Origin of the sequence: Streptomyces sp. NPDC005728 (genome assembly GCF_040630895.1) — a bacterium.
GTDB lineage: Bacteria > Actinomycetota > Actinomycetes > Streptomycetales > Streptomycetaceae > Streptomyces.
This window is the reverse complement of sequence record NZ_JBEXYL010000020.1, coordinates 80,613-104,822: the sequence shown is the minus strand read 5'-3', so window position 1 is coordinate 104,822 and position 24,210 is coordinate 80,613. Positions and strand designations below refer to the sequence as shown.

20 protein-coding genes and 1 pseudogene are annotated in these 24,210 nt (G+C 71.4%); 5 read left to right on the top strand and 16 right to left on the bottom strand.

What is annotated here, in order from left to right; translation table 11 throughout:
- Positions 1 to 250 precede the first annotated feature (250 nt).
- Positions 251 to 661 carry a VOC family protein gene (locus ABZ471_RS16445; protein ID WP_359066935.1) on the bottom strand — a complete coding sequence of 137 codons (411 nt, stop codon included), beginning with the start codon at positions 659 to 661 and terminating at the stop codon, positions 251 to 253.
- A 150-nt stretch (positions 662 to 811) separates the two neighbouring features.
- Between ABZ471_RS16445 and ABZ471_RS16440 the strand changes: the two genes are divergently transcribed.
- On the top strand, positions 812 to 1,261 hold the full coding sequence (locus ABZ471_RS16440; protein WP_359066933.1) for a GNAT family N-acetyltransferase: 450 nt from the start codon (positions 812 to 814) through the stop codon (positions 1,259 to 1,261).
- A gap of 20 nt (positions 1,262 to 1,281) precedes the next feature.
- Here ABZ471_RS16440 and ABZ471_RS16435 read toward each other — a convergent pair whose 3' ends face one another.
- Positions 1,282 to 1,416, bottom strand: a complete 135-nt coding sequence (locus ABZ471_RS16435; protein ID WP_359066931.1) for a hypothetical protein — start codon at positions 1,414 to 1,416, stop codon at positions 1,282 to 1,284.
- Between the two features lie 138 nt (positions 1,417 to 1,554).
- Between ABZ471_RS16435 and ABZ471_RS16430 the strand changes: the two genes are divergently transcribed.
- Entirely contained in the window at positions 1,555 to 2,175 is a 621-nt protein-coding gene (locus tag ABZ471_RS16430) for a class I SAM-dependent methyltransferase (protein WP_359066929.1), read from the top strand.
- Between the two features lie 22 nt (positions 2,176 to 2,197).
- On the opposite strand, the gene ABZ471_RS16425 is transcribed toward ABZ471_RS16430, so the two are convergent.
- Both ABZ471_RS16425 and ABZ471_RS16420 read right to left on the bottom strand, forming a co-directional pair.
- Positions 2,198 to 2,698, bottom strand: coding sequence for a DUF402 domain-containing protein (locus ABZ471_RS16425; protein WP_359066927.1), 501 nt, complete (start codon positions 2,696 to 2,698; stop codon positions 2,198 to 2,200).
- Entirely contained in the window at positions 2,679 to 3,608 is a 930-nt protein-coding gene (locus tag ABZ471_RS16420; RefSeq protein ID WP_359066924.1) for a GNAT family N-acetyltransferase, read from the bottom strand. Before ABZ471_RS16420 ends, ABZ471_RS16425 begins: the two co-directional genes overlap by 20 nt.
- 71 nt (positions 3,609 to 3,679) lie before the next feature.
- On the opposite strand from ABZ471_RS16420, the gene ABZ471_RS16415 reads away from it, so the two are divergent.
- On the top strand, positions 3,680 to 4,048 hold the full coding sequence (locus tag ABZ471_RS16415; protein ID WP_359066922.1) for a GntR family transcriptional regulator: 369 nt from the start codon (positions 3,680 to 3,682) through the stop codon (positions 4,046 to 4,048).
- 11 nt (positions 4,049 to 4,059) lie between these two features.
- Here the strand turns inward: ABZ471_RS16415 and ABZ471_RS16410 are convergent, their stop codons facing one another.
- Positions 4,060 to 4,830: a DUF72 domain-containing protein gene (locus tag ABZ471_RS16410; protein WP_359066920.1), complete on the bottom strand. Its 771-nt coding sequence runs from the start codon at positions 4,828 to 4,830 to the stop codon at positions 4,060 to 4,062.
- A gap of 29 nt (positions 4,831 to 4,859) precedes the next feature.
- Positions 4,860 to 5,969, bottom strand: coding sequence for a DUF5925 domain-containing protein (locus ABZ471_RS16405; protein WP_359066918.1), 1,110 nt, complete (start codon positions 5,967 to 5,969; stop codon positions 4,860 to 4,862).
- A gap of 110 nt (positions 5,970 to 6,079) precedes the next feature.
- Between ABZ471_RS16405 and ABZ471_RS16400 the strand changes: the two genes are divergently transcribed.
- Positions 6,080 to 7,504 carry a xylan 1,4-beta-xylosidase gene (locus ABZ471_RS16400; protein ID WP_359066916.1) on the top strand — a complete coding sequence of 475 codons (1,425 nt, stop codon included), beginning with the start codon at positions 6,080 to 6,082 and terminating at the stop codon, positions 7,502 to 7,504.
- 21 nt (positions 7,505 to 7,525) lie between these two features.
- Here the strand turns inward: ABZ471_RS16400 and ABZ471_RS16395 are convergent, their stop codons facing one another.
- The 6 genes and pseudogenes from ABZ471_RS16395 to ABZ471_RS16370 all read right to left on the bottom strand — a co-directional run bounded on the left by ABZ471_RS16395 (position 7,526) and on the right by ABZ471_RS16370 (position 16,313).
- On the bottom strand, positions 7,526 to 11,293 hold the full coding sequence (locus ABZ471_RS16395; protein ID WP_359066913.1) for a lipopolysaccharide biosynthesis protein: 3,768 nt from the start codon (positions 11,291 to 11,293) through the stop codon (positions 7,526 to 7,528).
- Complete coding sequence (locus tag ABZ471_RS16390) at positions 11,286 to 12,086, bottom strand: polysaccharide deacetylase family protein (RefSeq protein WP_359066911.1); 801 nt, start codon at positions 12,084 to 12,086, stop codon at positions 11,286 to 11,288. Before ABZ471_RS16390 ends, ABZ471_RS16395 begins: the two co-directional genes overlap by 8 nt.
- A gap of 242 nt (positions 12,087 to 12,328) precedes the next feature.
- A pseudogene (locus ABZ471_RS16385) lies at positions 12,329 to 13,309 on the bottom strand (glycosyltransferase family 2 protein); the annotation flags it as partial.
- On the bottom strand, positions 13,306 to 14,127 hold the full coding sequence (locus ABZ471_RS16380; protein WP_359066909.1) for a glycosyltransferase family 2 protein: 822 nt from the start codon (positions 14,125 to 14,127) through the stop codon (positions 13,306 to 13,308). The gene ABZ471_RS16380 and the pseudogene ABZ471_RS16385, both read right to left, overlap by 4 nt.
- Before the next feature lie 388 nt (positions 14,128 to 14,515).
- Entirely contained in the window at positions 14,516 to 14,950 is a 435-nt protein-coding gene (locus ABZ471_RS16375) for a hypothetical protein (RefSeq protein ID WP_359066907.1), read from the bottom strand.
- A 154-nt stretch (positions 14,951 to 15,104) separates the two neighbouring features.
- Entirely contained in the window at positions 15,105 to 16,313 is a 1,209-nt protein-coding gene (locus ABZ471_RS16370; protein ID WP_359066905.1) for a S8 family peptidase, read from the bottom strand.
- Positions 16,314 to 16,639: 326 nt separating this feature from the next.
- On the opposite strand from ABZ471_RS16370, the gene ABZ471_RS16365 reads away from it, so the two are divergent.
- Positions 16,640 to 17,449 (top strand): SGNH/GDSL hydrolase family protein, encoded by an 810-nt coding sequence (locus ABZ471_RS16365; RefSeq protein ID WP_359066903.1) that lies wholly within the window; start codon positions 16,640 to 16,642, stop codon positions 17,447 to 17,449.
- 4 nt (positions 17,450 to 17,453) lie between these two features.
- On the opposite strand, the gene ABZ471_RS16360 is transcribed toward ABZ471_RS16365, so the two are convergent.
- The 4 genes from ABZ471_RS16360 to ABZ471_RS16345 form a co-directional block, all read right to left on the bottom strand.
- Positions 17,454 to 19,094 carry a serine/threonine-protein kinase gene (locus tag ABZ471_RS16360; RefSeq protein WP_359066971.1) on the bottom strand — a complete coding sequence of 547 codons (1,641 nt, stop codon included), beginning with the start codon at positions 19,092 to 19,094 and terminating at the stop codon, positions 17,454 to 17,456.
- Between the two features lie 27 nt (positions 19,095 to 19,121).
- Positions 19,122 to 20,876 carry a nickel transporter gene (locus tag ABZ471_RS16355; RefSeq protein ID WP_359066901.1) on the bottom strand — a complete coding sequence of 585 codons (1,755 nt, stop codon included), beginning with the start codon at positions 20,874 to 20,876 and terminating at the stop codon, positions 19,122 to 19,124.
- Positions 20,873 to 22,474, bottom strand: a complete 1,602-nt coding sequence (locus ABZ471_RS16350; protein WP_359066969.1) for a tetratricopeptide repeat protein — start codon at positions 22,472 to 22,474, stop codon at positions 20,873 to 20,875. The genes ABZ471_RS16355 and ABZ471_RS16350 overlap by 4 nt, the downstream gene beginning before the upstream one ends.
- 150 nt (positions 22,475 to 22,624) lie before the next feature.
- Entirely contained in the window at positions 22,625 to 24,163 is a 1,539-nt protein-coding gene (locus ABZ471_RS16345) for a DUF4331 domain-containing protein (protein WP_359066899.1), read from the bottom strand.
- Between the last annotated feature and the right edge of the window lie 47 nt (positions 24,164 to 24,210).

The window sequence follows — 24,210 nt, the reverse complement described above, 5'->3', positions numbered from 1 at the left end:
CTAGGTGCTGACAACAACAGCTGATCAGGATGTGACCCCACCGTGCGCCGGGCGGAGGGGTGCCGGATGCAGTTTGATTCCGGGGCCATGGCTCCCCGTTCGGCTCCCCACGCGTAGGAGGGCTCTCCAAGGTCTGCCTCTGCACTGCGTGCATGCAGTTCAGAGATGCCTTTGGGCTCTTACGATGCCGCTAGGGCAGAGCTGACTGGCGGCTCAGGAAGAGCGCTGCGGAGGCCGGGCGGGCGAGTGGTCACGTGGTCAGGTTCAATTGCCAGGAGACGCCGAAGCGGTCGTTGACCCAGCCGAACTTGGTGCTGAAGCCATGGTCTCCCAGCGGCATGAGCTCCGCGCCCTGCTCGACGAGGGCCGCGTAGAGACGGTCGATCTCGGCCTCGTTCTCGCATTGCACGAAGAGCGAGATCGCGGGGGTGAAGGTGAAGCCGTGTTGCGCGGGACTGTCGATGCACATGAACTGCTCGCCGGCCAGCGAGAACGTCGCGTGCTGCACGCTCCCGTCCTTGCCGGGACCATCGGCGCCGTAGCGGGTGATGCTGACGACCTCGGCGTCGTCGAAGAGCGAGACGTAGAAGGCCATCGCCTCCTCGGCGTTGCCCTCGAACATCAAGAACGTGGTGATCTTCTGTGACGTCACGATCTCCATGCTGCTTGCTCCTCCGGCGCTGTCAGGTGGTCGACGCGTGGCTACGGTAGCGCCGAGACCCTGCGGATTCCGCGATCCACCGGCTTCGCCGTGGAAGCAGCACGATCGTCGGCATCAGCCGTTCGGCCGGATGCGGATAGCGTTCGCGCCATGACGAACGACGAGATCCGGCCCGCCCGGGCCGCCGACGTACCGGCCGTGAAAGCCGTGACCGACGCGGCGTACCACCACTACATCGAGCGCATCGGGGTGGTGCCGCAGCCCATGGAGGCGGACCACGCGGCGAACGTGGCCGCGGGCAGGGTGGTCGTCCTCGGGGAGCCGGTGATCGGGCTCGTCGTCATCGAGGCGCACGACGACCACCTGTTCCTCGACAGCATCGCCGTCCACCCCGACGCGCACGGCAGGGGAGTGGGGCGGCGCCTGCTGGAGTTCGTGGACGCACGCGCGCGTGCGCTCGGTCTGCCCGAGGTCAGGCTCTACACGAACGCGCTGATGTGGGAGAACCAGCAGATCTATCCGAGGTTCGGCTACGAGGTCGTGGAGCGGCGCGTGAACGGGCCGTACGACCGCATCCACTACCGGAAACGGCTGGTCTGACACCGGAAACGGCCGGCCTGTCAGCCGTCCGGCCACCAGGTGCGTGCGATGTCCTTGCGCACCTCCGGGCGCTCCGCGGGGCGCTCCTCGGCTTTCTCGCGGATCCGGCGGCTGTCGGTCCTCTTCAGGGGCTTCTGCACGGTCATGCGGCGCATGGCTGCCTCCTTCAGTGCCTACCGTGGTCCGTGGTGTCACGGAGGTAGACCCTTTTGGCGAGAGTTCCTCATCGGTGCCCGTCTGTCAGTGGCGGCTGTCACGTCGGGACTGTCAGTGGCGGGTGTCACTCTGAGGGAATGACGAACGAGAGTGAGTCCGTGGTTGCGGAGGATGCCGAAGTGGACTGGGACGCGGAGGCCGCCGCGTTCGACGACGAGCCCGACCACGGCCTGCGCGCGCCCGAGGTGCGTGCGGCCTGGGCGGACAGGCTGCGGTCCTGGCTGCCCGAGCACCCCGCCGATGTCCTGGACCTCGGCTGCGGCACCGGCACCCTGTCGCTCCTCGCGGCGGAACAGGGACACCGGGTGACCGGGGTCGACAGCTCGCCCGCCATGGTCGAGCGGGCCCGGGCCAAGCTCGCCGGACGGGACGCCGTCGTCCTGCACGGGGACGCCGCCGCCCCACCGGTGGGGGAGCAGCGCTACGACGTCGTCCTCGTCCGGCATGTCCTGTGGACGCTGCCCGACCCCGCGCGCGTCCTGCGGAACTGGCGGAGCCTGCTGCGGCCGGGAGGCCGGTTCGTGCTGGTCGAGGGGGTCTGGGGCACTCTCGGCCCGGTCGGCATACCCGTCGACCGCTGCGCCGCGCTGCTGACGCCGGTCACCCGGCAGGTGCACGTGGAGCGACTGTCCGGCGACTCTGTGCTGTGGGGGAGGGCCGTGGACGACGAGCGGTACGCGGTGGTGGCGACGGTGTAGCCGGGCGAGGGAGGTGAAGGCCTCAGGCCAGCAGGTCTTCGAAGCCGCCCTGACGGGCCCGCGTCTCCAGCTCGTCCAGGGCGGCCACGGCGGCCGACGCGGCCTCGGGATCCGTCTCCGCCAGCCCGCTCTCGGCGAACTCGTCCTCGTCCAGGCGCCGTACGTCCCGGCCGTCGGCGGAGCGCCACAGGTCCAGGTCGAGGTCCTCGACGACCAGCTCGGTACCGGACCGGACGGCCGGGCGGGTGATGTCGCAGTACCAGCCCTTGACGGTGCCGTCGCCGGCCCGGACCTCCTTCACCGAGTACCAGCGGTCCCGCCAGTAGTGCTCGGTGAACACGTCGCCCGCCTCGAAGCGCACGAAGCCGAAGTCGCGGACGCCCTCGCCCGCCCACGGGGCGCGGACGCTGATGCGGACACCGTCGTCGGCCAGCAGCTCCGCCGGATAGCGGATCTTCGTGCGGCCGGCCTTGACCAGGACGACCTCCACGCGGGCCGTGGGCTCAGCCGAGTTCGCGGACATAGCGCACCTCCGTCGCACAGAACTCGTACCCGAGCCACTTGTTGATCGCGATCATCGGGTCGTTGCCGGCGTCGTTGCCCGTGAAGGCCTCGGTGATGCCGGCGGCGCGGGCCCGGTACAGGGAGTGGATCTTGGCGAGCTTGGCCAGGCCGCGCCCGCGGTAGGCCCGGGCGGTGCCGGTCATCGCTGTGGTGTAGCGGGTGGTGCCGTCGGTGTAGGCCACGCTGAAGGCGACCGGACGGCCGTCGACGACGGAGGCCACGGTCAGCTCGCGGTTCAGCAGCGGATGCTTCCAGGTCTGCTCCAGCCAGGCCTCGTAGTCCGTGAACTCGATGGTGACCTCCCCGGGTTCGTCGGACACGGTCTCCGCGTCCAGCTCGAACAACGGTCGCGGGTCGTCCGCGTAGTCGGCGGCCGTGCGCAGCTCGACGCCCTGCGGGACCTCCGGGAGCGGCGGGAGGGTGCCGTTCGCCAGGTCGAGGCGGAGGAAGTGGGCGGGGCGGCCCCTGGTGTAGCCGCGGCGCTCGGCGAAGGCACAGTTGGCGGGCTCGTCCAGGACCCAGGAGTAGAGCTTCGTCGCGCCGACCGCGGCGAGGTGCTCCTCGGCGGCCCGGACGAGGAGCCGCCCTGCCCCGCGGTGGATCCGGTCCGGGCGTACGTAGATGTTGAGGTAGCCCTGGCCCGGCTCCGTGCTGTCGTGTGCCAGGGAGACTCCCGCCGTGCCGATCACCTCGCCGTCCTCGACCGCGACGAACTGGCGGAAGTGGGCGTCCGGGTGGCTGTTGGTGATGAGGTGACGGACCGAGTCCGGGGTGAACAGGATGTACGGGAGGGCGAGATGGCGGACCCGGGCGTAGCCCTCGGTGTCGGCCGGGACGTCGGGGTGCAGCTCGCGCACGATCACGGTCATGAGGAGGCACCGTACGGGGAGATGTGCGGGGGATGCCTCTGATTTTCCGTCGGGTACGGGACAATCGGCCTGTGAGCCTGAAGATCCACATCGATGACAGCGCGCCGCCGTACGAGCAGGTGCGGGCGCAGATTTCCGAGCAGGCGCGGTCCGGGGCGCTGCCGGTGGGATACCGGCTGCCGACCGTGCGGGGGCTGGCCGAGTCGCTGGGACTCGCGGTGAACACGGTGGCCAAGGCCTACCGGGCGCTGGAGAGCGACGGGGTGATCGAGACGCGGGGGCGCAACGGAACGTTCGTGGCTGCCGCCGGCTCGGCCGCCGTGCGTGAGGCGTCCTTGGCTGCCCAGGCGTACGTGGAGCGGGTGCGGCGGCTGGGGTTGGCGGAGGAGGAGGCCCTGGCCGCGGTGCGGGATGCCCTGCGGGCGGCCTACGAGGATTAGGGGGCTTTCGGTCAACGAGTTCTCAGGGGTTCCGGTGTTCGTGTCGCCGTCACCCCCGCCCTTCCTGCCGACCGCGCGAACGTCACCGCGTCGGCCACCGCCGCGCCGCCGGGATCGTTGTTGAAGTACGTGTACACGTCATGGTCGTCGGACCAGGTGGTCGCGATGCGGTCCACCCAGGTCTCCAGAGAGCGTCGGCCGTAGCGCGGCCACGGGTGGGCCCGGCCTTCGTGGAAGCGGACGTAGCCCCAGTCGGTGGTGCGCCACAGCGGGGTCACCGGGTGGGCCTGGACGTCCGCCCAGCACAGGGCAGCGCCCCGGGACTCCAGCACCTCGCGCACCTCCGGCGTCCACCAGGAGTCGTGGCGCGGCTCGACCGCGACCCGCGTACCCGGAGGGAAGCAGGCCAGGCAGGCGTCCAGCAGGGGCGGGTCCGCGCGCAGGGTCGGCGGGAGCTGGACGAGGACCGGGCCCAGCCGGTCGCCGAGGCCCGCCGCGTGCGTCATCAGGCGGTGGACCGGTTCCCCTGGATCCTTCAGGCGCTTGATGTGCGTCAGGTAGCGGCTGGCCTTGACCGCGACCACGAAGTCCGCGGGCACCCGGTCCCGCCAGGCCTCGAAGTTCTCCCGGGAGGGGAGACGGTAGAACGCGTTGTTGATCTCCACCGTCGCGAAGAGCCGGGTGTACTCCTCCAGCCACAGCCGGGCCGGAACCCCCGCCGGGTACACGACGTCCCGCCAGTCCTTGTACTGCCACCCCGACGTGCCGACGAACAGGGTCATACATCCATCAAAGCACCCGGAGGTGGCTTCTACAGATACAGGCCCGCGTCCGCGCCGTCCCGCGCCCCCGGCACCGAGGTCGGCGCCGTGCCCCGGCGCAGCGCGTACAGCTCGGCCAGGGTCGCGCCCTCCCGGCCGATGGCACCCTCCCGGTTGGGTGCCTCCTCGCCGAGCCAGTTCACCGCCTCGTGGCGGGTCAGCGGGCCCACCTCGATGCGGGCCAGGCAGCGGCCGGGACGGACCACGGCCGGGTGCAGACGCTCCAGGTCCTCGTTGGTGGTCACGCCGACCAGGACGTTGCGGCCCTGGCCGAGCAGGCCGTCGGTGAGGTTGAGCAGCCGGGACAGGGCCTGGCCCGCGGTGTGCTTGGCCTCGCCGCGGATCAGCTCGTCACAGTCCTCCAGGAGGAGCAGACGCCAGCGGCCCTTGCCCGTGGTGTCCTCCTCGCCGATCGCGATGTCCATCAGATAGCCGACGTCGGAGAACAGCCGCTCGGGATCGAGGACGCAGTCCACCTGGCACCAGTCCCGCCAGGAGCGGGCGAGCGTGCGCAGCGCGGAGGTCTTGCCCGTGCCGGGCGGGCCGTGCAGCAGGAGCAGCCGGCCCGCGATGTCCTCCGGGGTCGTCTTCATCAGGCGGTCCATCGCCTCCGCCACGGGGGCCGTGTAGTTGGGCCGCACCTCGTCCCAGGTGCCCGCGGAGATCTGGCGGGTGGTGCGGTGCGGGCCGCGCCGCGGGGACACGTACCAGAAGCCCATGGTCACGTTCTCCGGCTGCGGTTCCGGCTCGTCGGCCGCTCCGTCCGTTGCCTGGTCGAGGATCTTCTTCGCCAGCTCGGCGGTGGTCGCGGTCACCGTCACGTCCGCGCCGCGGTTCCAGCGGGAGACCAGCAGGGTCCAGCCGTCTCCCTCCGCGAGGGTCGCGCTGCGGTCGTCGTCGCGGGCGACCCGCAGCACCCGGGCGCCGTCCGGCACCAGGGTCGCGCCGGAACGCACCCGGTCGATGTTCGCCGCGTGCGAGTACGGCTGCTCGCCCGTCGCGAAGCGGCCGAGGAACAGCGCGTCGACGACGTCGGACGGCGAGTCGGAGTCGTCGACGTGGAGCCGGATCGGCAGAGCATCGTGCGGGTTGGCAGACATGCCGCCATGATCCGGCACCGATGCGCTCCGCGCACGGCATTTCCGCCGCTTGTTCCGGGTGTCCCCAAGAGCTGCCCCCTGGGCGGGTTCCGCCCTTACTGTTGTCCTTGATGGGACGTCATGGGTGGTATATGAGGGCAGGGCGATGGCGGCTCACCGCCCTGCTCGGTGTGGGTGTGGCCGCTCTGGCCCTGGTGGTGACCCTGGTCAACACGCTGCCCGGGGGCGGTGCGAGCACCGCCGGCACCTCACGCGACGGCGACAAGGTGCACGGCACGCCCGCCACCCCCACCGATCGCCCGGAGCCGTCCGTGGGCTGGGGGTTCACCCACACCCAGTACAGCGCCGACGAGGGCAGCGGCACGGCCGTCGAGCGGGTCGAGCAACTGCTGGCCAAGGACGGCGGGCTGCCACAGGACCAGGCCCTCATGGGCTGGGGTGCCGACAACCCCGAGCCGGTGAAGGGCCATTACGACTTCGGTGCGATGGACCGCCGCATCGACTTCATCCGCAGGTCGGGCGGCACCCCCGTGGTCACGCTGTGCTGCTCGCCGGACTGGATGAAGGGCGGCCGGGCCGGCGTCGGCAACACCGACTGGAGCCGGACGGCGCTGGAGACGGCGCCCACCGCGGACCACTACCAGGACTTCGCCGACCTTGCCGCGACCGTCGCCCGGCGCTATCCCGACGTGCGCCACTTCATCGTGTGGAACGAGTTCAAGGGCTTCTGGAACAACGCCGAGGGCCGCTGGGACTACGAGGGCTACACGGCGATGTACAACCTCGTCTACCAGGCGTTGAAGAAGGTCGACAAGGACATCATGGTCGGCGGCCCGTACCTCGTCATGGACAGCGTCGACCCGCGCCAGCAGGAGAACGCCTCGACCACGTTCCGGGGCGTCTGGGGGGCCATGGACCAGCGGGTCCTCGACGCCTTCGACTACTGGAACAGTCACAAGGCCGGCGCCGACTTCGTGGTCGTCGACGGCTCCAGCTACACCAACGACGACGACCTGCTGCCCGACGAGTTCGCGGCCGCCGACAAGCTCACCGCGGTCGGTGAGTGGGTACGGCGGCGGACCCATGACCTGCCCCTGTGGTGGGCCGAGTACTACGTCGAGCCCGCCGACGGCAACGACGAACGCAGGGGCTGGTCCGAGGCCCATCGCCTCGCCGTCCACGCCACCGCGCTGATCGCCATGGCCAGGGGCGGCGCCGACTCCGGCTTCTACTGGAACCCGGAGGAGGAGAAGGGCACCGACTGCCCCGGCTGCCTGTGGACCCCGACCGACGGCGCCGACGGGGGCAAGGCACTTCCCCTGTACGCCCTGCTGTCCCGGTTCGGCCAGGCGTTCCCGCCGGGCACCAGGTACGAGACCGTGTCCGTCGCCCGGGACGACCTGCCCAACGTGCGCGTGCTGGCCGGCGGCAAGAAGGTCCTCGTGGTCAACACCCGCGACCGGCCGATCAGCGCGCAGGTCGACGGGAAGCGGTTCGACATGCACGCCTACGAGGTGAGGTGGCTCGACCGCTGAGCCACCGCCACCCCGCACCCGTCACTTCATCGTCAGGAACCGCTGCACCAGCGAGGCCAGCAGCACCGCCAGCAGCGGCAGCGAGAACCAGAAACTGCCCTGCAGCCGGCGCAGTTGCCGTACGCCCGGCCGGACTGCGACCCGCACCACCTCGCGGGCGCCGAGCAGCAGGATCAGCGCGACGGCGGCCAGCGCGCCGACCACCGACCACGGAGTCCACGTCACCTGCGGCCCGATCGGCCCCGGGTTCGGCTTCGCCACCGGGCCCGCCGGCTGCTTGCGCAGCGCGTACACGGTGACGTCGTCGTTGACCAGGACCTTCGTCAGTTCCTGCCGGTTGTCCAGGTTGTGGATCAGCCGGGACTCCCAGGCCGGTGAGTAGCCCGCGTCCAGCTCCAGATACGTGACCTGACTCTCGTTGATCATCAGGTACGAGTGCGGACCCGCGTCCTTGAGCGCCTTGACCAGGCCCGACACCAGCACCGGGTCGACGGGGGCCTGCGTCGGCACATAGTTCACCCGCTCCATGTCCCGGGCGCCCCACGGGAGCGCCGGGGTCACGTCGTTGACCGGGTCCTGGCTCAGCCACAGCAGCCGCACCGTCGGCCGGTCGTGGGCGTACACCCAGTCCATGGCCGCGACCTCGCCGGGCCGGGTCCGCTCGAACGTCTCGTTGCCCCAGCGGGCCACCAGGAAGCCGCCCATCAGCAGCAGCCCGGCCAGCAACGCGGCCAGCGGGGCGAGGCTGACCCGCTCCTTCGCGCGCTCCTGCGCGGTGGCACCGGTGCGCGGGAACAGGGCGAGGGCGCCGAGCAGGGCCGCGCCCGGCAGGGCGAACATGAAGACGCGCAGCGCCATCTCGCCGCCGTACGACTGCATGCCGAAGCCCAGGAACGGGACGAAGGTGAGCACCACCAGCGACCGCTCGCGGTACTTGTGCAAGCGCCGCCGCCACCAGCCCCAGCAGGCGAACGTCATCACCGAACCGGCCAGCAGCACCCTGGTGTACAGGACCAGCTTGTGGGTCGAACTCCCGCCCTGGATACGACCGGAGACGGAGGTCGAGACATTGTTGCCGACCCCGCCGACCCCGCCGAAGAGGTCGTCGAAGTGCCCGGACCAGTACGGCTCCGCCATGAAACCGACCCAGACCGCGACCAGCACCGCGAACAGCAGCGGCAGGCCGCGCAGTTCGGACCGGCCGAGCAGCACCAGGGCCGCGAGAACCCCGAGCATCACGAACGGGGTGAGCTGGTGCGCCGGGACGCTCGCCGCGTACAGGCCGATCAATACCAACAGCAGCACGGCCCGTTGGCTCCGGTCGGTGGGTTCCACCTCGGCTTCGCCGGGGCGGAACTTCGCCCAGATCACGTGCGGAGCACGGAACCAGACCAGCAGGATCGCCACGAAGACGAGGTAGAGGAGGTAGGTGAAGCCCTGCGGGGAGAAGTAGTCCTGGCCGACCCAGCCGCTCAGCACGAAGATCCACACGCCGGTCCACTTGGCCCGCCAGCTCGCCCGCAGAGACCGGGTGAGCAGGAACATGGGCGCCAGATAGGCGAGCTGGACGGCCGTCGGCCACCAGCGGATGATCTCCGTGAAGTCGTCGACGCCGCACGCTCTGGCGACGAACGCGGCCGCCGCGAAGAAGCCCGGCCAGCTCCAGCGGGCGTCCAGGTCCGGCACGGCGGACCCGGTGCGGTCGATGTAGTCGATGAATCCCAGGTGCTGCCAGGCCGTCGGGAACCGCGGCTCGGTCTCCAGCACCGCGGGCAGCGCGTGCAGGGACACCACGGTCGCCAGCAGCGTGACCAGCAACAGGGCCCGGTGCTCGCGGCGCAGCCAGAGCAGTGAGGCGAACACCGTGATCAGCAGGGCGGCCCCGACCAGCGTCGGCAGCGGCAGCACGGAGACCAGACCGAGCCCGCCCATCCCGTCCAGGTCGGCCTCGTCGAGGCGCAGCGCGGGCACCCAGTACAGCAGCAGCGCGGCGGTCAGCAGACAGCCGAGGACGACTCCGGAACGAGTGGGCGTCGGACGGGCCGGCGGTGCGGGTGGCTCTTCTTCTACGGCTTCCTCCGGCACGGCGTCCTCGGGCGCCGCCTCCTCGAACGGCGCGTCGACCTCCGCCTCCCTCAGCAGCGCCGCCTCGGCCGGACCCAGCGACGCCTCGGCACCCGGTTCCGGCTCCTCGACCGGTCGCGGCACGGGCGTACCCGCGGGCGGGGTGCCGGGGCCCGGGCGGACGTCCGGCCGGCGTTCGACGTGGTCGAAGTCGACGTGGATGCCCAGGGCCAGGGTGTCGTTGTCCAGCGCCCACGCCGGGCCGTGCCGGTGCGCCGGGTCCGGGGCGGTGGGTGTCCCACCGCTGGAGCGTGGCCGAGCGTGGGGGAGCGCCCCCAGGTCGGAGAGGTCCCCGTCCGGTGCCGCCGTCTCCGGCAGGGCAGGGGGTGCGGACCGGATGGTCCGCCACAGTCTCGGCGCGGCGATCGCCACGATCACCGCGAGGCTGGAGATCTCGGCGACGCCCGCGCCGGTCAGCCCCATCCGGGGCAGGAGCAGCAGCGTCAGACCCAGCACCAGTGCGCACAACAGGCCCTGCAGCCAGGCGAGTCCGGCGGTACGGCTCTGTGCGCGCAGCACCGCGAAGTACGTCTCCATGACGACCCGCACCACCGCGCCCACCGCGAACCAGCGCAGCAGCGGGGTCGCCGCGTCCGCGTAGCCGTCGCCGAAGACGCCCAGGATCCAGGGCGCGCCGACGAACAGCCCGCCCGCGATCGGCAGCATGATCCGGGTCATCCGCTTCAGCGCGGCGCGGGTGTCGGCGGCGAGCCGCCCCGGGTCGTGCGAGCCCTCGACCGTCAGGGACGCGCCCATGTTGATGGCGAGCAGGTTGGTCGTGCCGCCGATGGTCGTGGTGATGTAGAAGTACGCGTTGTCCTCGGAACTGACCTGTGAGGCGATGATCACCGGGACCAGGTAGACCACGGCGAGCGAGAACAGGGAGCCGGTGTAGTCACCGGCGAGGAACCGTCCGATCTCCCTGGGCGTCGGTGGTTCGGCGTGGTTCTCGGTCGCCTTGACGTGTTTGGGCACCAGCCGCCGGAAGACCAGCAAGCCCAGCGGCACCACCGAGGTGGCGATCGCGGCGACCCAGGACACGAAGACGCCGGTGGCCGGTATCGCCACGGCGAAGGCGACCAGCAGCCCCAGCTTCACCGCCGAGAACACGGTGTTGCCCACCGGCACCCAGGGCGCGCTGCGCAGTCCGGTCAGCACACCGTCCTGGAGGGTGAGCAGGTTCCAGGCGACGACGGCCGCGATGAAGCCGAGTCCGTTGACCGGCCCGTGCAGGAAGCGGTACGAGGGCCCCCACGCGTCCAGGGTCAGCAGGAACACGCCGGCCGCACACGCCACGATCATCGAACTGCCGGCGTAGGTACGGAAGATGAGCCGCCCGGTGCGCTGCCCGGCCACCGGGATGAAGCGGGCCAGGGCGCCGGTCAGGGTCACCGCGGTCAGCCCGGCGAGCAGCTTCATCGCGGCGATGGCGGCGGAGCCCTGGCCGACCGCCGACTCGGAGTAGTAGCGCGCCGCGGCCAGCCAGAAGCCGAGCCCGAGGACGGCGGAGATGCCGGTGTTCAGCATCAGCGCGTAGGCGTTGCGGAACAGCGGGCTGCCGCCGGACGTCCGGCCCGTCCCCGGCAGGCGCAGGCGGCGCCCGGACGGTGCGGGCGCCTCCGGCTCGGACGTCGCGGCCTCGGTCGTGGTGGTCGTGTCAGACACGGGAACGGATGGCCTTCCGGCGGACCTGGCGTGCTCTGCGGACGAGGGCGTACCCCTTGGTGAGGGCGCGGTCCCTGGCGAAGTTACGGGCGATCGCGCGGCCCTGGAGCAGCCGCTCGAACTCCTCGACGCCCGTGCTGCGCCGGACCGTGACGCGTTGCAGGGCGTAGGGACCCTGGCGGCGGCCGGCGAGCCCGTTGCCGACGGCGAGGGCCTGGGCGTAACCGGCCGCCCGCACCGCCTGGCGGACGCGGCGGCTGGAGTAGCCGTACGGGTAGGCGAACGACACCGGGCGCGCGCCGAGTTCGCCCGTGACGATCTCCGTGCTGCGGACCAGCTCCGCGCGCAGGGCGGCGTCGTCGAGCTGGTCGAGCTGCGGGTGGGTGTGGCTGTGCCCGCCGATCTCGGTCCCGGTGTCCGCGAGGTCGCGCACCTGCTGCCAGTCGAGCATGACGTCCAGGCCGCCTCCGGTGTCGTAGGCGCCCTTGATCCAGCCGGTGGAGACGAACAGTGTGGCCGGGAAGCCGTGCTTGGCGAGCACGGGCAGGGCATGCCGGTGGACGCCCTCGTAGCCGTCGTCGAAGGTGATCAGCACCGGCCGCTCGGGCAGCGGGCGGCCGGACCGCCAGCGCGCCGCCAGCTCGGCGGTGGTGACCGGGGTCAGGCCCAGGTCAACGATGACCGCCATCTGCTCGGCGAACGCCTCCGGCGCGACCGACAGGGCTCGGGTGGCGTCGTTGGGCGCGGTCGCCACCGCGTGGTACATGAGGATCGGCACGACCGCGTCGCTCATGAGCGTTCCCCCTCGATCGACAGGACGGCATCGCCAGGGGCGTCCGTCTCGACCTGTACGGCCGTGTCGGCGGGGTCGTCCCGCTCGATCGGCACGACTGTGTCGCTCGGGGCGTCCGTCTCGACCAGTACAGCGGTGTTGCTCGGGTCGTCCGCCTCGACCCGCACGGCGGTGTTGCTCGGGTCGTCCGTCCCGACCCGTACGGCCGGGTCGTTCGGGTCGTCCGTTTCGATCGGTCCGGCGGAGAACGTCGTTCCGCCTCGGCGTGCCCGTACACTGCCCACCGCATAGCCGCCTGCCGCGGTGAGCACCCCCGCGACGATCGCGCCCGCGCGTGCGGCGCCGCCCGGGCGGGCGAGCAGGGCGTCCCGCAGGCCGCGGGCGACTCCGGCGGGCAGGACCCGGGTGGTGTAGCGGCGTTCGGACTCCAGCCCCTTGCCCGCGCCGACGCTGCGGGCCACCAGCGCCTTCGACAGGCCCTCGGCGTAGGCGCGGGTGCGGAAGTACGCGAAGTGCTCACGGCTCTCGGGCACCCGGTGGTGGATCACCGCGCGGTCGTCGATGAGCAGGACCGCGTCGGGGCGGGCCCGGGTGAGGCGGATGCACAGTTCCGTCTCCTCGCAGCCCAGCGGGCGCCGGTCGCCGTCGCGTCCGATGCCGGTCGCGAAGCCGCCCGCCGCCTCGAACGCCGTACGCCGGAAAGAAGCGTTTCCGCCCAGGACGTTGCGGACCCTGACCCGGCCCGGCGGCAGCCCCCGGTAGGTGCAGCCCACCACCCAGTCGAACTCCTCCGGGAACCAGGCGGGGCGCCGGCCCGACACCCAGACCGGCTCCGTACGGCCGCCGACCGCCATCACGCGCGGGTCGGCGTACCCCTCGGCGAAGCGACGCAGCCAGTCCCGCTCGGCCACGGCGTCGTCGTCCAGGAAGGCGATCACCTCGCCGCGGGAGGCGGCGATACCGGTGTTGCGGCCGGCCGAGAGGCCGCGCGGCCCGGCGTTGGCGAGTACCCGGAGGCCGCCGGCCGCGGTGCCGACGCCGTCGACGGACTCCTTGTACTCGCGGGCCAGCCGGTCCAGCAGAGCCTGGTTGTGATCCACGACCAGGAGCGTCTCCAGCGCCGGGTACGACTGCGCGCGCACCGAGGAGACCGCCGCGAGGATGTCCTCCCAGCGGTCCTCGGTGTACACACAGATCACGACGGAGATGTCGGGATCTCTCAAGACACCTCTCCCTGCCCGGTGTTCAGCAGTCGTGCCTGGTGGGCCTGGCGGCGCAGGGCACGCCGGTTGGAGCGCTCCCCGAGGATGACCTTCAGCACCCGGAACCCGTCCCGCACGGCCCGCAGGTTGCTCGTGCCGTGGATGCGGAGGTACTCGTGGCTGGGGATCTCCTGCACCTTCAGCCCCGCCTTGACCACTCTGATGTTCATCAGCGTCTCGACCTCGAAGCCGGTGCAGTCCAGTTCGATCTTGTCGAGGCAGTGCCGCCAGAACGCGTTGTAGCCGTAGCAGAGATCGGTGTAGCGGGCGCCGAACTTGCGGTTGACGATCGTGCACAGCGCCCAGTTGCCGAGCTTGCGGATGAAGGTCATGTCGTCGGTGCCGCCGCCGTTGGCGAAGCGCGAGCCCTTGGCGAAGTCGGCGCCCGAGACCAGAGCGGAGACGTACGACACGATCTCGTTGCCGTCGGCCGAGCCGTCCGCGTCGACCATCACGATGATGTCGCCGGTGCACGCCTCGAACCCGGTGATCAGGGCATCCCCCTTGCCCCTGCCCTGCTGTTCGACGACCCGCACCCCGGGCCACAGCGAGCGTGCCACCTCGACGGTGTCGTCGGCGGAATTGCCGTCCACAAGGACCACTTCGTGTATCCAGTCCGGAAGGGTCTTGAAGACGTAGGGCAGATTCTCCGCCTCATTCATGGCGGGAATCACCACGCTCACCGGCGGAGTGATCGCCAGGTGAGAGGAGATCGGCCGGTAGTGGGCGGCCAGTAACGGATCTCGGCCCGAACTGGGCGGATGCAGAACGGAACTCATGAGTGTGGTCCCTCTCGTCCGGTGGACCGCCCGCCCCTGGGCGGCCCGGCTCTGTGTCCGGTTCGAAAGGGGGGTTCTCATCTTCGGCACGGCGAATTGATCTCCGTGCATTCGGACGAGCTGGCAAAGCTGGCCGACCTGCCGGAAAAGACGGCAGCCGGTCGCGCGGCACGACTCGGTCACAAGTGCGGTCACCGAGCACGGCACCCCCCTACCGCGCCCCGCGCCGGAACGTCACGGCCCTGAGCCCTCCCCTGAACCGTGTGCTGACGGACCGATGCGGGTGAGATGTACGACGGTATTGACGATTGAAGCAGAATGGCAAGACCTGGAAGGGCGTCTCACGTTTTTGTTGGTTTGGCCGTTATATAGCTTTGGCCTGGGTTGTTCACTCTTGCGGTGGTTTCCTCGAACGGAGTTTCTCCCGGCCGAGGGCGAGCAGGAACAGCGACAGGCTGAGCGCGGTCACTGCGACGACCCCGCCCCGGATCGACCAGCGGTGCACCGCCAACATGCCCTGGGCAACGAGCATGTTCAGTACGACCGCGCCCGCAAGGGCGGCGAGCAGCCGGCCGAAGGGTTCCAGCCCGCGCAGCATCATTCCGACCGCCACGGCCGGTGCCGTGAGCAGGAAGAACAGCGTGCACGGTGCGCGCAGCGGTGAGCCGGCGTCGGTGAGCGCGAGCAGTGCGCCGACCGCGCCGACGGCGGTGGCCGCCCCTGCGAGCAGCGGTGACAGGTCCCTCCCCGGTCCTGACCCGGCCCGCTCGGTGTCGTCCCCGGCGCCGTCTGATGAAGGTGTCTTGATACCTAAGGTCTGCATTGGCGACTTTGCCCCCCGACGCGCCGGATGCCGGGCTTCAATGTCGCGCAGGGCGATGCGGGCCGTCAAGACGACGGCCCTTGTTCAAACATGTGTTCCCCGGAGGCTTTCGAGGCCTCCGGGGAACGGGGTGTTCAGGGGGTGTGGACGGCCGTTACGGCACGAGGTTCAGAAGCTTGTTCGGCGAGCCGCTGCCCGGGCTGGTGACCTTGCCGGAGGTGGCGCCGTTGACCAGCGCCGAGGCGACCTGGGCCGGGGTGGCCGAGGTGTGGCCCGCCAGGTAGACCGCGGCGGCGCCCGCCACGTGCGGGGTCGCCATCGACGTGCCCGAGATGGTGTTGGTCGCGGTGTCGCTGGTGTTCCAGCCGGCCGTGATCGAGGACCCCGGAGCGAACAGGTCGAGCACCGAGCCGTAGTTGGAGTAGCTCGCCTTGGCGTCGGAGCTGGTGGTGGCGCCGACCGTGATCGCCTCGGTCACCCGGGCCGGGGAGTACGAGGAGGCGTTGGCGCTGTCGTTGCCGGCCGCGACGGCGTAGGTGACGCCGCTCGCTATGGAGTTGCGTACCGCCGTGTCCAGCGAGGTGGAGGCACCGCCGCCGAGCGAGAGGTTGGCGACGGACGGCCCGCTGTGGTTCGCGGTCACCCAGTCGACACCGGCGATCACCCCGGCCGTCGTACCCGAGCCGTCGTCGTCGAGCACGCGGACGGCGACGATCTTCGCCTTCTTGGCCACGCCGTAGGTGGAGCCCGCGATGGTGGTGGCCACATGGGTGCCGTGGCCGTTGCCGTCCTGGGCGGTGGTGTCGTTGTCCACCTCGTCGTAGCCGTACGAGGCACGGCCGCTGATCTGGGAGTGCGTGATGCGGACCCCGGTGTCGATGACGTACGCCGTCACACCGCTGCCCGCGCTGTCGGGATACGTGTAGGTGCCGGAGAGCGGCAGGCTCGTCTGGTCGATGCGGTCCAGGCCCCAGGGGGCGCTGGACTGCGTGGTGTCGGCCAGGCGGACCCGCTGGTCCTGCTCCACGGAGGCCACCGCCGGGTCGGCGGCGAGTCTGGCGGCCTCGGCCGCGGAGAGGTGGGCGGTGTAGCCGTTCAGGGCCGCACGGAAGGTCTTTCGCACCGTGCCGCCGTAGTGCTGGATCAGGTTCTTGCCGGTGTTCGACGAGGCCGTGAAGCCGGCGGTCTTCTTCAGGGTGACGATGTAGCTGCCCTTGACGGCGGTGGGGGAGTTCGCCGCCAGCACCTTGCCGGTGGCCGGAGCGGCCTGTGCGGGCAGTGCGGTGAGTGAGCCGACGAGCGCGGCGGAGGCGAGGCCGGTGAGGGCGGCCGTACGGAGCGTCCTGGTACGCAGGTGTGCCATTGCGGGGGAGTCCTCCTCCTGGCGGCGCGCGCCCGGGTCGGGCGCGCGTCTGTGGGGGGTGCGCACGGGATCGCGCGCACGGCCCTGGAGCGGTGCGTTCCGCTCCCGAGCCAGGTAAAGCCTCGGTCGTCCACGGGCGTGGAACAAGGTAGTTGACGGTCTGTCAACGAACCTGACATGCACACGCAACAGCTGGGGCGTGAACGTCCTGAATCGATCCAGTCGAGACGTCGTTGAGGCATGAAAAGTCTTGGCATGAACACTTCCCGTCAACACGCGTAGTTGCTACGACAGTTGTGGCAGAGATCCTGCTAAAGGGAGGTTCCATGAGACGTTCCCGATTTACGGCATACGTGACCTCACTTCTCCTCGCTGCCGGCCTCGCCCTCACCGGGGCAGCCACGGCGCAGGCCTCCTCGACCGCCGCGACCGGCGGCTATGTGGCACTCGGCGACTCCTACTCCTCCGGAGTCGGAGCGGGCAGCTACATCAGTTCCAGCGGCAGCTGCGACCGCAGCACCAAGGCGTACCCGTACCTGTGGAACGCCGCGCACAGCCCGTCCTCGTTCGCCTTCAACGCCTGCTCGGGCGCCACGACGGACGACGTGCTCGCGGGCCAGCTCGGCTCGCTCAACTCCTCGACCGCCCTGGTCTCCCTCTCCATCGGCGGCAACGACGCCGGATTCGCCGACGTCATGACGACCTGTGTCACCTCGTCCGACAGCGGCTGCCTGTCCCGGATCAACACCGCCAAGGCGTACGTCGACTCGACGCTCCCCGGCAAGCTCGACGCCGTCTACAACGCGATCAGCGCCAAGGCCCCGTCCGCCCGGGTGGTCGTCCTCGGCTACCCCCGCTTCTACCTGCTCGGCCAGTCCTGCCTCGGCCTCTCCGAGACCAAGCGGTCCGCGATCAACGGCGCCGCCGACTACATCGACGCCGCGATCCAGAAGCGTGCCCTGGACCACGACTTCGTCTTCGGGGACGTCCGCACCACGTTCTCCGGCCACCAGATCTGCTCCGGCAGCTCCTGGCTGCACAGCGTCAACTGGCTCAACATCGGCGAGTCGTACCATCCGACCGCGGCCGGCCAGTCCGGCGGCTATCTGCCCGTGTTCACGAACGCGGCGGCCTGAGCCGTCAGGAGGCTGACGGCGAAGGGGAGGCCCCGTCCGACGGGGTCTCCGTCGCCGTCGTCGCGCAGGTCACCGAGAACGGCACCGCGTTCGACGTGGTCCGCACCGGACTGCGCACGTCCACGCTGATCTCGTTCTCGATCGTCCCGCTGTCGGAGTAGGCGTTCACCACCACCTGCACCTGCTTGGTCCTCCCGCCGTCCGCCGGGAACGACAGCGTCTTCCACCCCGGGTCCGAGACCGACCCGTGCGCAAGTACCCACCGGAACTCCACCTGTGCGGGCAGCCGCCCCACCGTGAACGTCGCCGTGAACGCGGGCGCCTGCGCGGTCGGCGGCGGGCACGTTCCGTCGTACTCCGTGTGCGACCCCGCCAGCGTGACCCGCACGGACTGGGCGGGCTGACTGCTCGCGGCACCGCTGCTGCTCGGCGCGGGCGGCGGCGCCCCGGTGTCCGTGTCGGTCCGGGTGCTCGGGGAGGCGGAGCGCGCGGTGCCGCTCGCCGGGCCGGTGGATGCGCCGGCGTTCCCGTGGCCGCCGCCGTTGTCCCGGTTGAGCAGCGCGTACGTCAGACCGGCCACCGCCAGGACGACCGCGAGGAGACCTGCCACCAGCACCACGCCGGCCCGCCGGCTGCGCTCCGGCTCGACAGCCGTGGTCCGCCGCTCCGGATACCCGCCGGCGAGGGGCATCGGCGGTGTGGGGGACGGCGGTTGCGACGGGGCCGCGACCGTAGGGGCGTACGGCGAGACCGGCGTCGCCTCCGTGCGGGGAGCTCCGGCCGCCTCTCCGCGGGGCGTGCCGCCCGCCGCGACGAGCCGCAGATCCCGCTCGGCCCGTTCGGCGGACAGCCGCTCGGCCGGGTCCTTGCGCAGCAGGCCCTCGATGACCGGACCGAGCGGCCCGGCCCGGTACGGCGGCGGCAGCTCCTCGTCCACCACGGCCCGCAGGGTGCTCAGCGGGGTGTCCTGCCGGAAGGGGGTGTTGCCCTCGACGGCCGCGTACAGCAGCACGCCCAGCGACCACAGGTCCGACTCCGGGCCCGGTGTACGCCCGAGCGCCCGCTCCGGCGCGAGGAACTCGGGGGAGCCGACCACCTCTCCGGTCATGGTCAGCGCCGAGCTGCCCTCGACCGTCGCGATGCCGAAGTCGGTGAGGACCACCCGGCCGTCGTTCGCCAGCAGCACGTTGGCCGGCTTCACGTCCCGGTGCAGCACCCCGGCGGCGTGCGCGGCGCGCAGCGCGGCCAGCACCTCGGCACCGATCTGCGCGGCCCGCTGCGGCGGCAGCGGACCCTCGGACTCCAGCTGGTCGGCGAGGGACAGCCCGCGGACCAGCTCCATCACGATCCAGGGGCGGCCGCCCTCCATCGCCACGTCGTACACCGTGACGACGTTGCGGTTGGCGACCCGGGCCGCCGCCCACGCCTCGCGCTCCAGGCGCGCGTACATCCGCTCCACGTCCGAAACGGCCAGGCCGGCCGGGGCCCGCACCTCCTTGACGGCCACCTCGCGGTGCAGCACCTCGTCGCGGGCGCGCCACACGGTGCCCATGCCGCCCTCGCCGAGCGGGGACAGCAGGCGGTAGCGGCCGGCGATCACACGTTCACGGCCCGGCTCTTCGGACACGGGCGCCCCCCACGGCATCTCACGTGATTTCTCCACAAAAGTAGCTCAGCCGAGGGCGGATGCGGCCCCCTTGAGCACCAATCCGGTACCCAGGGCGACGACGACCAACGCGGAGGCGAGCGGCAGGGTCCGGCGCACCAGGGCGGCCACCGGATGGGCGGTCCAGCGCGGACGCCGGTCCAGCACCCGGTTGACGCCCGAGCCCAGCCTGACGACGGCGAACCCGGCCGCCGTGAGCGTCAACGCAAGGCCGGCGCCGTACGCGACGACGAGCAGCAGCCCGAACCAGGCTTTGTCGAGCGCCGCGGCGCCGACCAGCACGACGACCGCGGAGGGGCTGGGCACCAGACCACCGGCGAACCCGAGCAGGATCGTGCCGCGAAGGGTGGGGGCGGTGGGGTGGGTGTGGGTGTGGCCGCCGTGAGTGTGTTCGACGGCGTGTCCGTGTCCGTGCCCGTGCCCGTGTCCGTGCCCGTGTCCGTGTCCGTGCCCGTGCCCGTGTCCGTGCCCGTGCCCGTGTCCGTGCCCGTGTCCGTGTCCGTGTCCGTGCCCGTGCCCGTGCCCGTGTCCGTGCCCGTGTCCGTGTCCGTGTCCGTGTCCGTGCCCGTGCCCGTGCCCGTGCCCGTGCCCGTGCCCGTGCCCGTGATCGTGATCGTGGTGGTGATGGTCATGGCCATGGTCGTGGGCTGTTGCGTGGTGAGCGCCCACAGTGGCCAACTGACGCTCCTCCACCTCCTCATGGACATGTGTATGCGTGGGTGCGTGCGCTCGGTTGCGCCAGGCCCGTCGTACGAGGTTCGCGCCCGCCACGAGCACCAGAACGCCGCTGGCGATGCCCAGCCAGGCGATCACCGAGGGCGTGGCGGCGGAACCCGCCGTGACGAGCAGGCCCAGCGTGACCACACCGAGGGTGTGGGTCACCGTGACCGAGGCGGCCAGGGGCAGTACGTCCCGCAGCCGGGCCCGGCCCCCGCGCGCGGCAGCCGTCGCGGCCATCAGCGTCTTGCCGTGGCCCGGTGCGAGGGCATGCATCGCGCCGAGGACGACGGCGATGAGCAGGGCGAGCGCGGCGAAGCCCACGGTGAGGTCGTGGCGGGCGACCAGGTCGTCCAGGGCCCGGGTCCACCGGTCGGCACCTCGGGGCAGCACGGAGGCGCCCGGTGCGTCCTGCCGCTCCGCCGCGAGGGCAGGCCCGCCGGGGCGCACGCGCAGGGAGGCTTCGGCGGTGTCCGCTGGAGAGGACAGCAAGTCCTTGGGATAGGTGGTGAGTTCACGCGACACGGACTTCTGCGGTACGTCCGTCGCGGTCAGCGTCATACGGTCACCGCGCGCGGTGATCTCCCGCCAGCCGGGCCCGCTGGTGGTGCCCGCACTGTGAAAGCCGAGGATGACGGACTTCCCCTGGGGGAGCGACGCGGTGAACCGGCACTCGACGCGCAGCGTGTCCAACCCGGCCTGCCCCGGCCGCAGCCGGGCGTGGGCGGAGCCGGGGGTCAGCGCGGCGGAGCGTCCCTCGACCGTGAGCCTGCTGCCCAGCGCGGCCGTGGCGCACCGCCGCTCGGCCCATGTGGACAGGCCCAGCCGGCGGATGTCCGGCTTGGCCTGGGTGGCCGGGATCTCGGCGAGGTCCTCGACATGGTCGACGCGGAGCTGCCCGGGGGCGGCGACGAGACCGTCGTAGCGGTTGACGGTGAAATTGCCGAGGGGGTGCGCGCCGGCGGCGGTGGCCGGGGTGAGCACGAGGGCGCAGGCGGCGGTGAGAACGGCCGCGGCGGAGGCGAGCGGGCGGCGGAGGTTCACTTGGCGGTCTCCAGTGCCGTGCGGGCCCGCTCCGCGCCCAGGGGCGAGAAGCCGGGGTTCAGCTTCAGGGCGGCCCGCAGGGAGGCGCGGCCGTCCGTGCCGTGGCCCGTGGCCAGCTCGATCATGCCGCGGTGATACAGGAAGGCGGCACTGCGGTAGCCGGTCGCCGCGGCCCGGCGGGCGTACGAAAGGGCTTCCCCGTCACGGCCGTTGACGTGCAGCGCCCAGGCGAGGGCGTCCGCGGTGTGCACCGTGTGGCGGCGGGCCCATTCGGCGCGGGCCGCGCGCAGGGCGGAGGCCTTGTCGCCGTGGTCGGCGGCGGCCAGCGCGGTGTCGAGGTCGGCGTTCACGCCGTTGGCGCGGGCCAGGGCGATCCAGGCGTCCACGAGCGCGTACTGGTCGCGGGCCCTGGCCCGGTCGCCGGCCGCGCCGCGGGCCTCGTACAGCTCGCCGAGTTCGACGAGCGGTCCGGGCAGCGGAGAGCGGGAGACCACGGCCTGCAGTCCCTTGATCGCCTCGTCCCGGTCACCGCCGGCCGCCTGGGCGCGGGCCCGGCCCTCCAGCGCGGGGAGGTAGTTCTCGTCGGCGGCCAACGCTCGGGCGTAGTAAGTGAGCGCGGAGTCGTAGTCGCCCTGGTTCCAGGCGAGCTGGCCGAGCTGAGCGGCCACGTAGGCCACGTCGCCCGGTGAGGTGGCGGCGGCGAAGGCCTGCTTGAGGACGCGCCGGGCGGTCGTCACGTCGCCGCGCAGCTCGTGCACGTACGCGTACCGCGTGAAGACCGGTACGCCCGGCTTGCGTGCGTCCGCGGTCTCGGCGGCACGGGACGCCTCGGCGTACCGGCCCAGTTCGACCAGGGCGTCGATGCGGGAGGACAGGGCGCGCTCGCTGTACGGGTTCTGCTTCAGGGCCTGGTCCGCGTAGGTGAGGGCGTTCTTGAAGTCGTGCCGGGCGGCGGCGAGGGCGGCCCGGCCGGCCAGGGCCTGGTCGTTGCCGGGAGCCAGCGCCAGCGACCGCTTCAGGGCCTTCTCGGCCTGCGGGTACCGGGCCGGGTCGCCCTTGGTCCGCGCCTGCTCGACGTAGGCCAGACCGAGGGTGGCCCAGCTGTCGAAGTCCCTCGGCTGGGACCGCAGATGCGACTGGAGGGCGGCGATGCCCGCGTCCAGAGAGCCGTTGCCCAGCACCCCGGGGTCGACGGCGCTCGAGGCGGCCGCCACGGACACCGGCCCGCTGTCCCGTGCGGCCCCGACGGCGATCGCCCCGCCGGTCATCGCGACGGCCAACAGGGCTGCACAGCCGAGCAGTTGAGCAGCCCGCCACCGCCGCCCGGCGGCGGCCACCCGACGGACGGCCACCACGCGCTGCTCGGCCCCGACCTGCTCCGCCCCTGGCACGCCAGGCTCCGGCTGCGAGGTGGCGGGTTCTGGCTCCGACTCGGTGGATGCCGTGGCTGTCGTGGCGGGTTCTGGGGCTGACTTGGTCGGTTCCTGCTCCGCTGCCGTGGCGGGCTTGTGTCCTGTGGAGGTGGTTCGCGGCGGCTCGTCCGGCCGTGGGCCGGCCCCGGGCGGCGGTCCGGCTTCGGAGGTCGCGGGCGGCGGCACAGCCCTGTTCACCGTGCGCCCACCGGTTTCCTCGTCATTGGTACGCGGGGCCATGCCCTCTCCTAGGTCGCCTGGTCATGGTCGGAAGGGGAAGGGCGCGGCCCGCCGTGGGGGAGGGGGATACGGGCCGCGCCGGTCGGTGGGTGAGGGTCAGTACGGGCGCTGCATCCGACGGCGCCACCAGGCGAAGGCGGTGCCGATCAGCAGGATCCCGGCCGCGCCCGAGGCCGCCGAGGCGGCGATCAGCATGGTGTCGCCGGAGCCGCTGGAGGACCCGGCCGGCTGCAGGGCGTCGCCGAGCTGGCTGCGCACGTCCGTGCCCGCGGTCGTGCCCTTGGCGAGCGGTCCGCGCGAACCCGAGGTGGGCTGGGCGACGTACGGGAAGTACTTCTCGAACTTCTTGTCGTTCTTGTCGACCGCGTCGCCCAGGTCGTTCTTGGAGCCGACCAGTTCGCCCTCGACCACCTGGAGTGCCTCGTCCACCACGTCGTCGGTGAGCCGGCGGCCGTTCGGGAAGCCCGCGTTGTCGCCGTCCAGGACGCCCAGACGCTTGGGATGCATGGCCGGCTTGATGGAGGTGTTCAGCCGCAGCTCCTCCGAAGGCTTCACGTTCGGCGGCTGGTTGAGACCCTTGACGCCCTTGAGGAAGACGTCGACCAGGTCGTTGCGCGGCTCGGCGGGTGCCTTGATCTTGTAGATGCCCTCGATGAGCTTGGGCAGCTCGGGGTTGGTGACGTTCTTCAGGAACTGCCCGTCGTACCAGGGCTGGGACGCGTTGAACTTGTCCTTGTCCTTCTGCGGGTTGACGACCTCGTTGACCAGCGGGTTGCCGAGGCGCGAGACCTGCGAGTAGTAGCCCTGCGCGTTGCGGCGCTGGGTGGTCGACCAGATGCCGACGATCGGCTGGTGCGACGACTCGCGGATCAGGTCGTTGGGGACCTGGAGCGCGATCGTGTTGACGTTGTAGCCCTTGAGCGTGTCCCGGCCGACCTCGGTGAGATTGCCGCCGTAGAGCAGGTCGAAGACACGCAGGTCCAGGAAGAAGGGGTCGTCGGCCTGGCCGGCGAAGGTCGCGGCACCGCCCGCCGTCTTGTACACGGCCTGGGCGCGCAGCTTGCCGTAGTCCGGCATGGACGCCTTGCCCACGTTCGACGGTGCCACCGGTACGTCGTCCGCGAGCTTCGTCTTCGACATCACGTGCTGGTTCTTCAGCCGGATCAGGTCGATGTCGTACGTCTGCGTGACGTTGAGGTCCGGGTCGTCCAGGCTGGTGACCGCACCCGTGTTGTAGAGGAAGGTGTTGCCGTTCTTGGTGTGCGTCTTGAAGGTGTAGCGGAACAGCAGCTCGCCCTGCGCGTCACCGTTGTTGTCGACGTGGATGTCGTACTGGGCGTCGTCCGCGAAGGTGAAGAAGTTCGGTCCGCCGGCCGGTTCCTCGAACGGGATCCAGTTGGCCACGATCGTCGTGGTGTCGGGCTTGTCCGGGCTGACGAACGCGTAGAGGTCCGTGTTGTCGTACTGCGGGGTCCCCGAGATCAGCGGGGCCTCCCGGTGGGAGGAGGCGGAGGCCGCCCCGGGTTCCAGCGTGGCGACACCGGCGGCTGCGAGCCCTCCGGCGGCCAGCGCACCACAGATGAGCGTGACCAGGCCCTTGCGTCCCGTGCCGCTCCTGGAGATGAGAGGTGTCATGCCGTCCGTCCTCAGTGCCAACTTGCCTTGACGGACGGGTATACGGA

Coding starts and splice junctions, on each gene's coding strand:
- ABZ471_RS16345 (WP_359066899.1), bottom strand. CDS start 24,163: ATGACACCTCTCATCTCCAGGAGCGGCACGGGACGCAAGGGCCTGGTC.
- ABZ471_RS16360 (WP_359066971.1), bottom strand. CDS start 19,094: ATGCCGTGGGGGGCGCCCGTGTCCGAAGAGCCGGGCCGTGAACGTGTG.
- ABZ471_RS16410 (WP_359066920.1), bottom strand. CDS start 4,830: ATGACCCTGTTCGTCGGCACGTCGGGGTGGCAGTACAAGGACTGGCGG.
- ABZ471_RS16405 (WP_359066918.1), bottom strand. CDS start 5,969: ATGTCTGCCAACCCGCACGATGCTCTGCCGATCCGGCTCCACGTCGAC.
- ABZ471_RS16375 (WP_359066907.1), bottom strand. CDS start 14,950: ATGCAGACCTTAGGTATCAAGACACCTTCATCAGACGGCGCCGGGGAC.
- ABZ471_RS16380 (WP_359066909.1), bottom strand. CDS start 14,127: ATGAGTTCCGTTCTGCATCCGCCCAGTTCGGGCCGAGATCCGTTACTG.
- ABZ471_RS16440 (WP_359066933.1), top strand. CDS start 812: ATGACGAACGACGAGATCCGGCCCGCCCGGGCCGCCGACGTACCGGCC.
- ABZ471_RS16390 (WP_359066911.1), bottom strand. CDS start 12,086: ATGAGCGACGCGGTCGTGCCGATCCTCATGTACCACGCGGTGGCGACC.
- ABZ471_RS16445 (WP_359066935.1), bottom strand. CDS start 661: ATGGAGATCGTGACGTCACAGAAGATCACCACGTTCTTGATGTTCGAG.
- ABZ471_RS16400 (WP_359066916.1), top strand. CDS start 6,080: ATGGGACGTCATGGGTGGTATATGAGGGCAGGGCGATGGCGGCTCACC.
- ABZ471_RS16430 (WP_359066929.1), top strand. CDS start 1,555: ATGACGAACGAGAGTGAGTCCGTGGTTGCGGAGGATGCCGAAGTGGAC.
- ABZ471_RS16365 (WP_359066903.1), top strand. CDS start 16,640: ATGAGACGTTCCCGATTTACGGCATACGTGACCTCACTTCTCCTCGCT.
- ABZ471_RS16425 (WP_359066927.1), bottom strand. CDS start 2,698: ATGTCCGCGAACTCGGCTGAGCCCACGGCCCGCGTGGAGGTCGTCCTG.
- ABZ471_RS16370 (WP_359066905.1), bottom strand. CDS start 16,313: ATGGCACACCTGCGTACCAGGACGCTCCGTACGGCCGCCCTCACCGGC.
- ABZ471_RS16435 (WP_359066931.1), bottom strand. CDS start 1,416: ATGCGCCGCATGACCGTGCAGAAGCCCCTGAAGAGGACCGACAGCCGC.
- ABZ471_RS16420 (WP_359066924.1), bottom strand. CDS start 3,608: ATGACCGTGATCGTGCGCGAGCTGCACCCCGACGTCCCGGCCGACACC.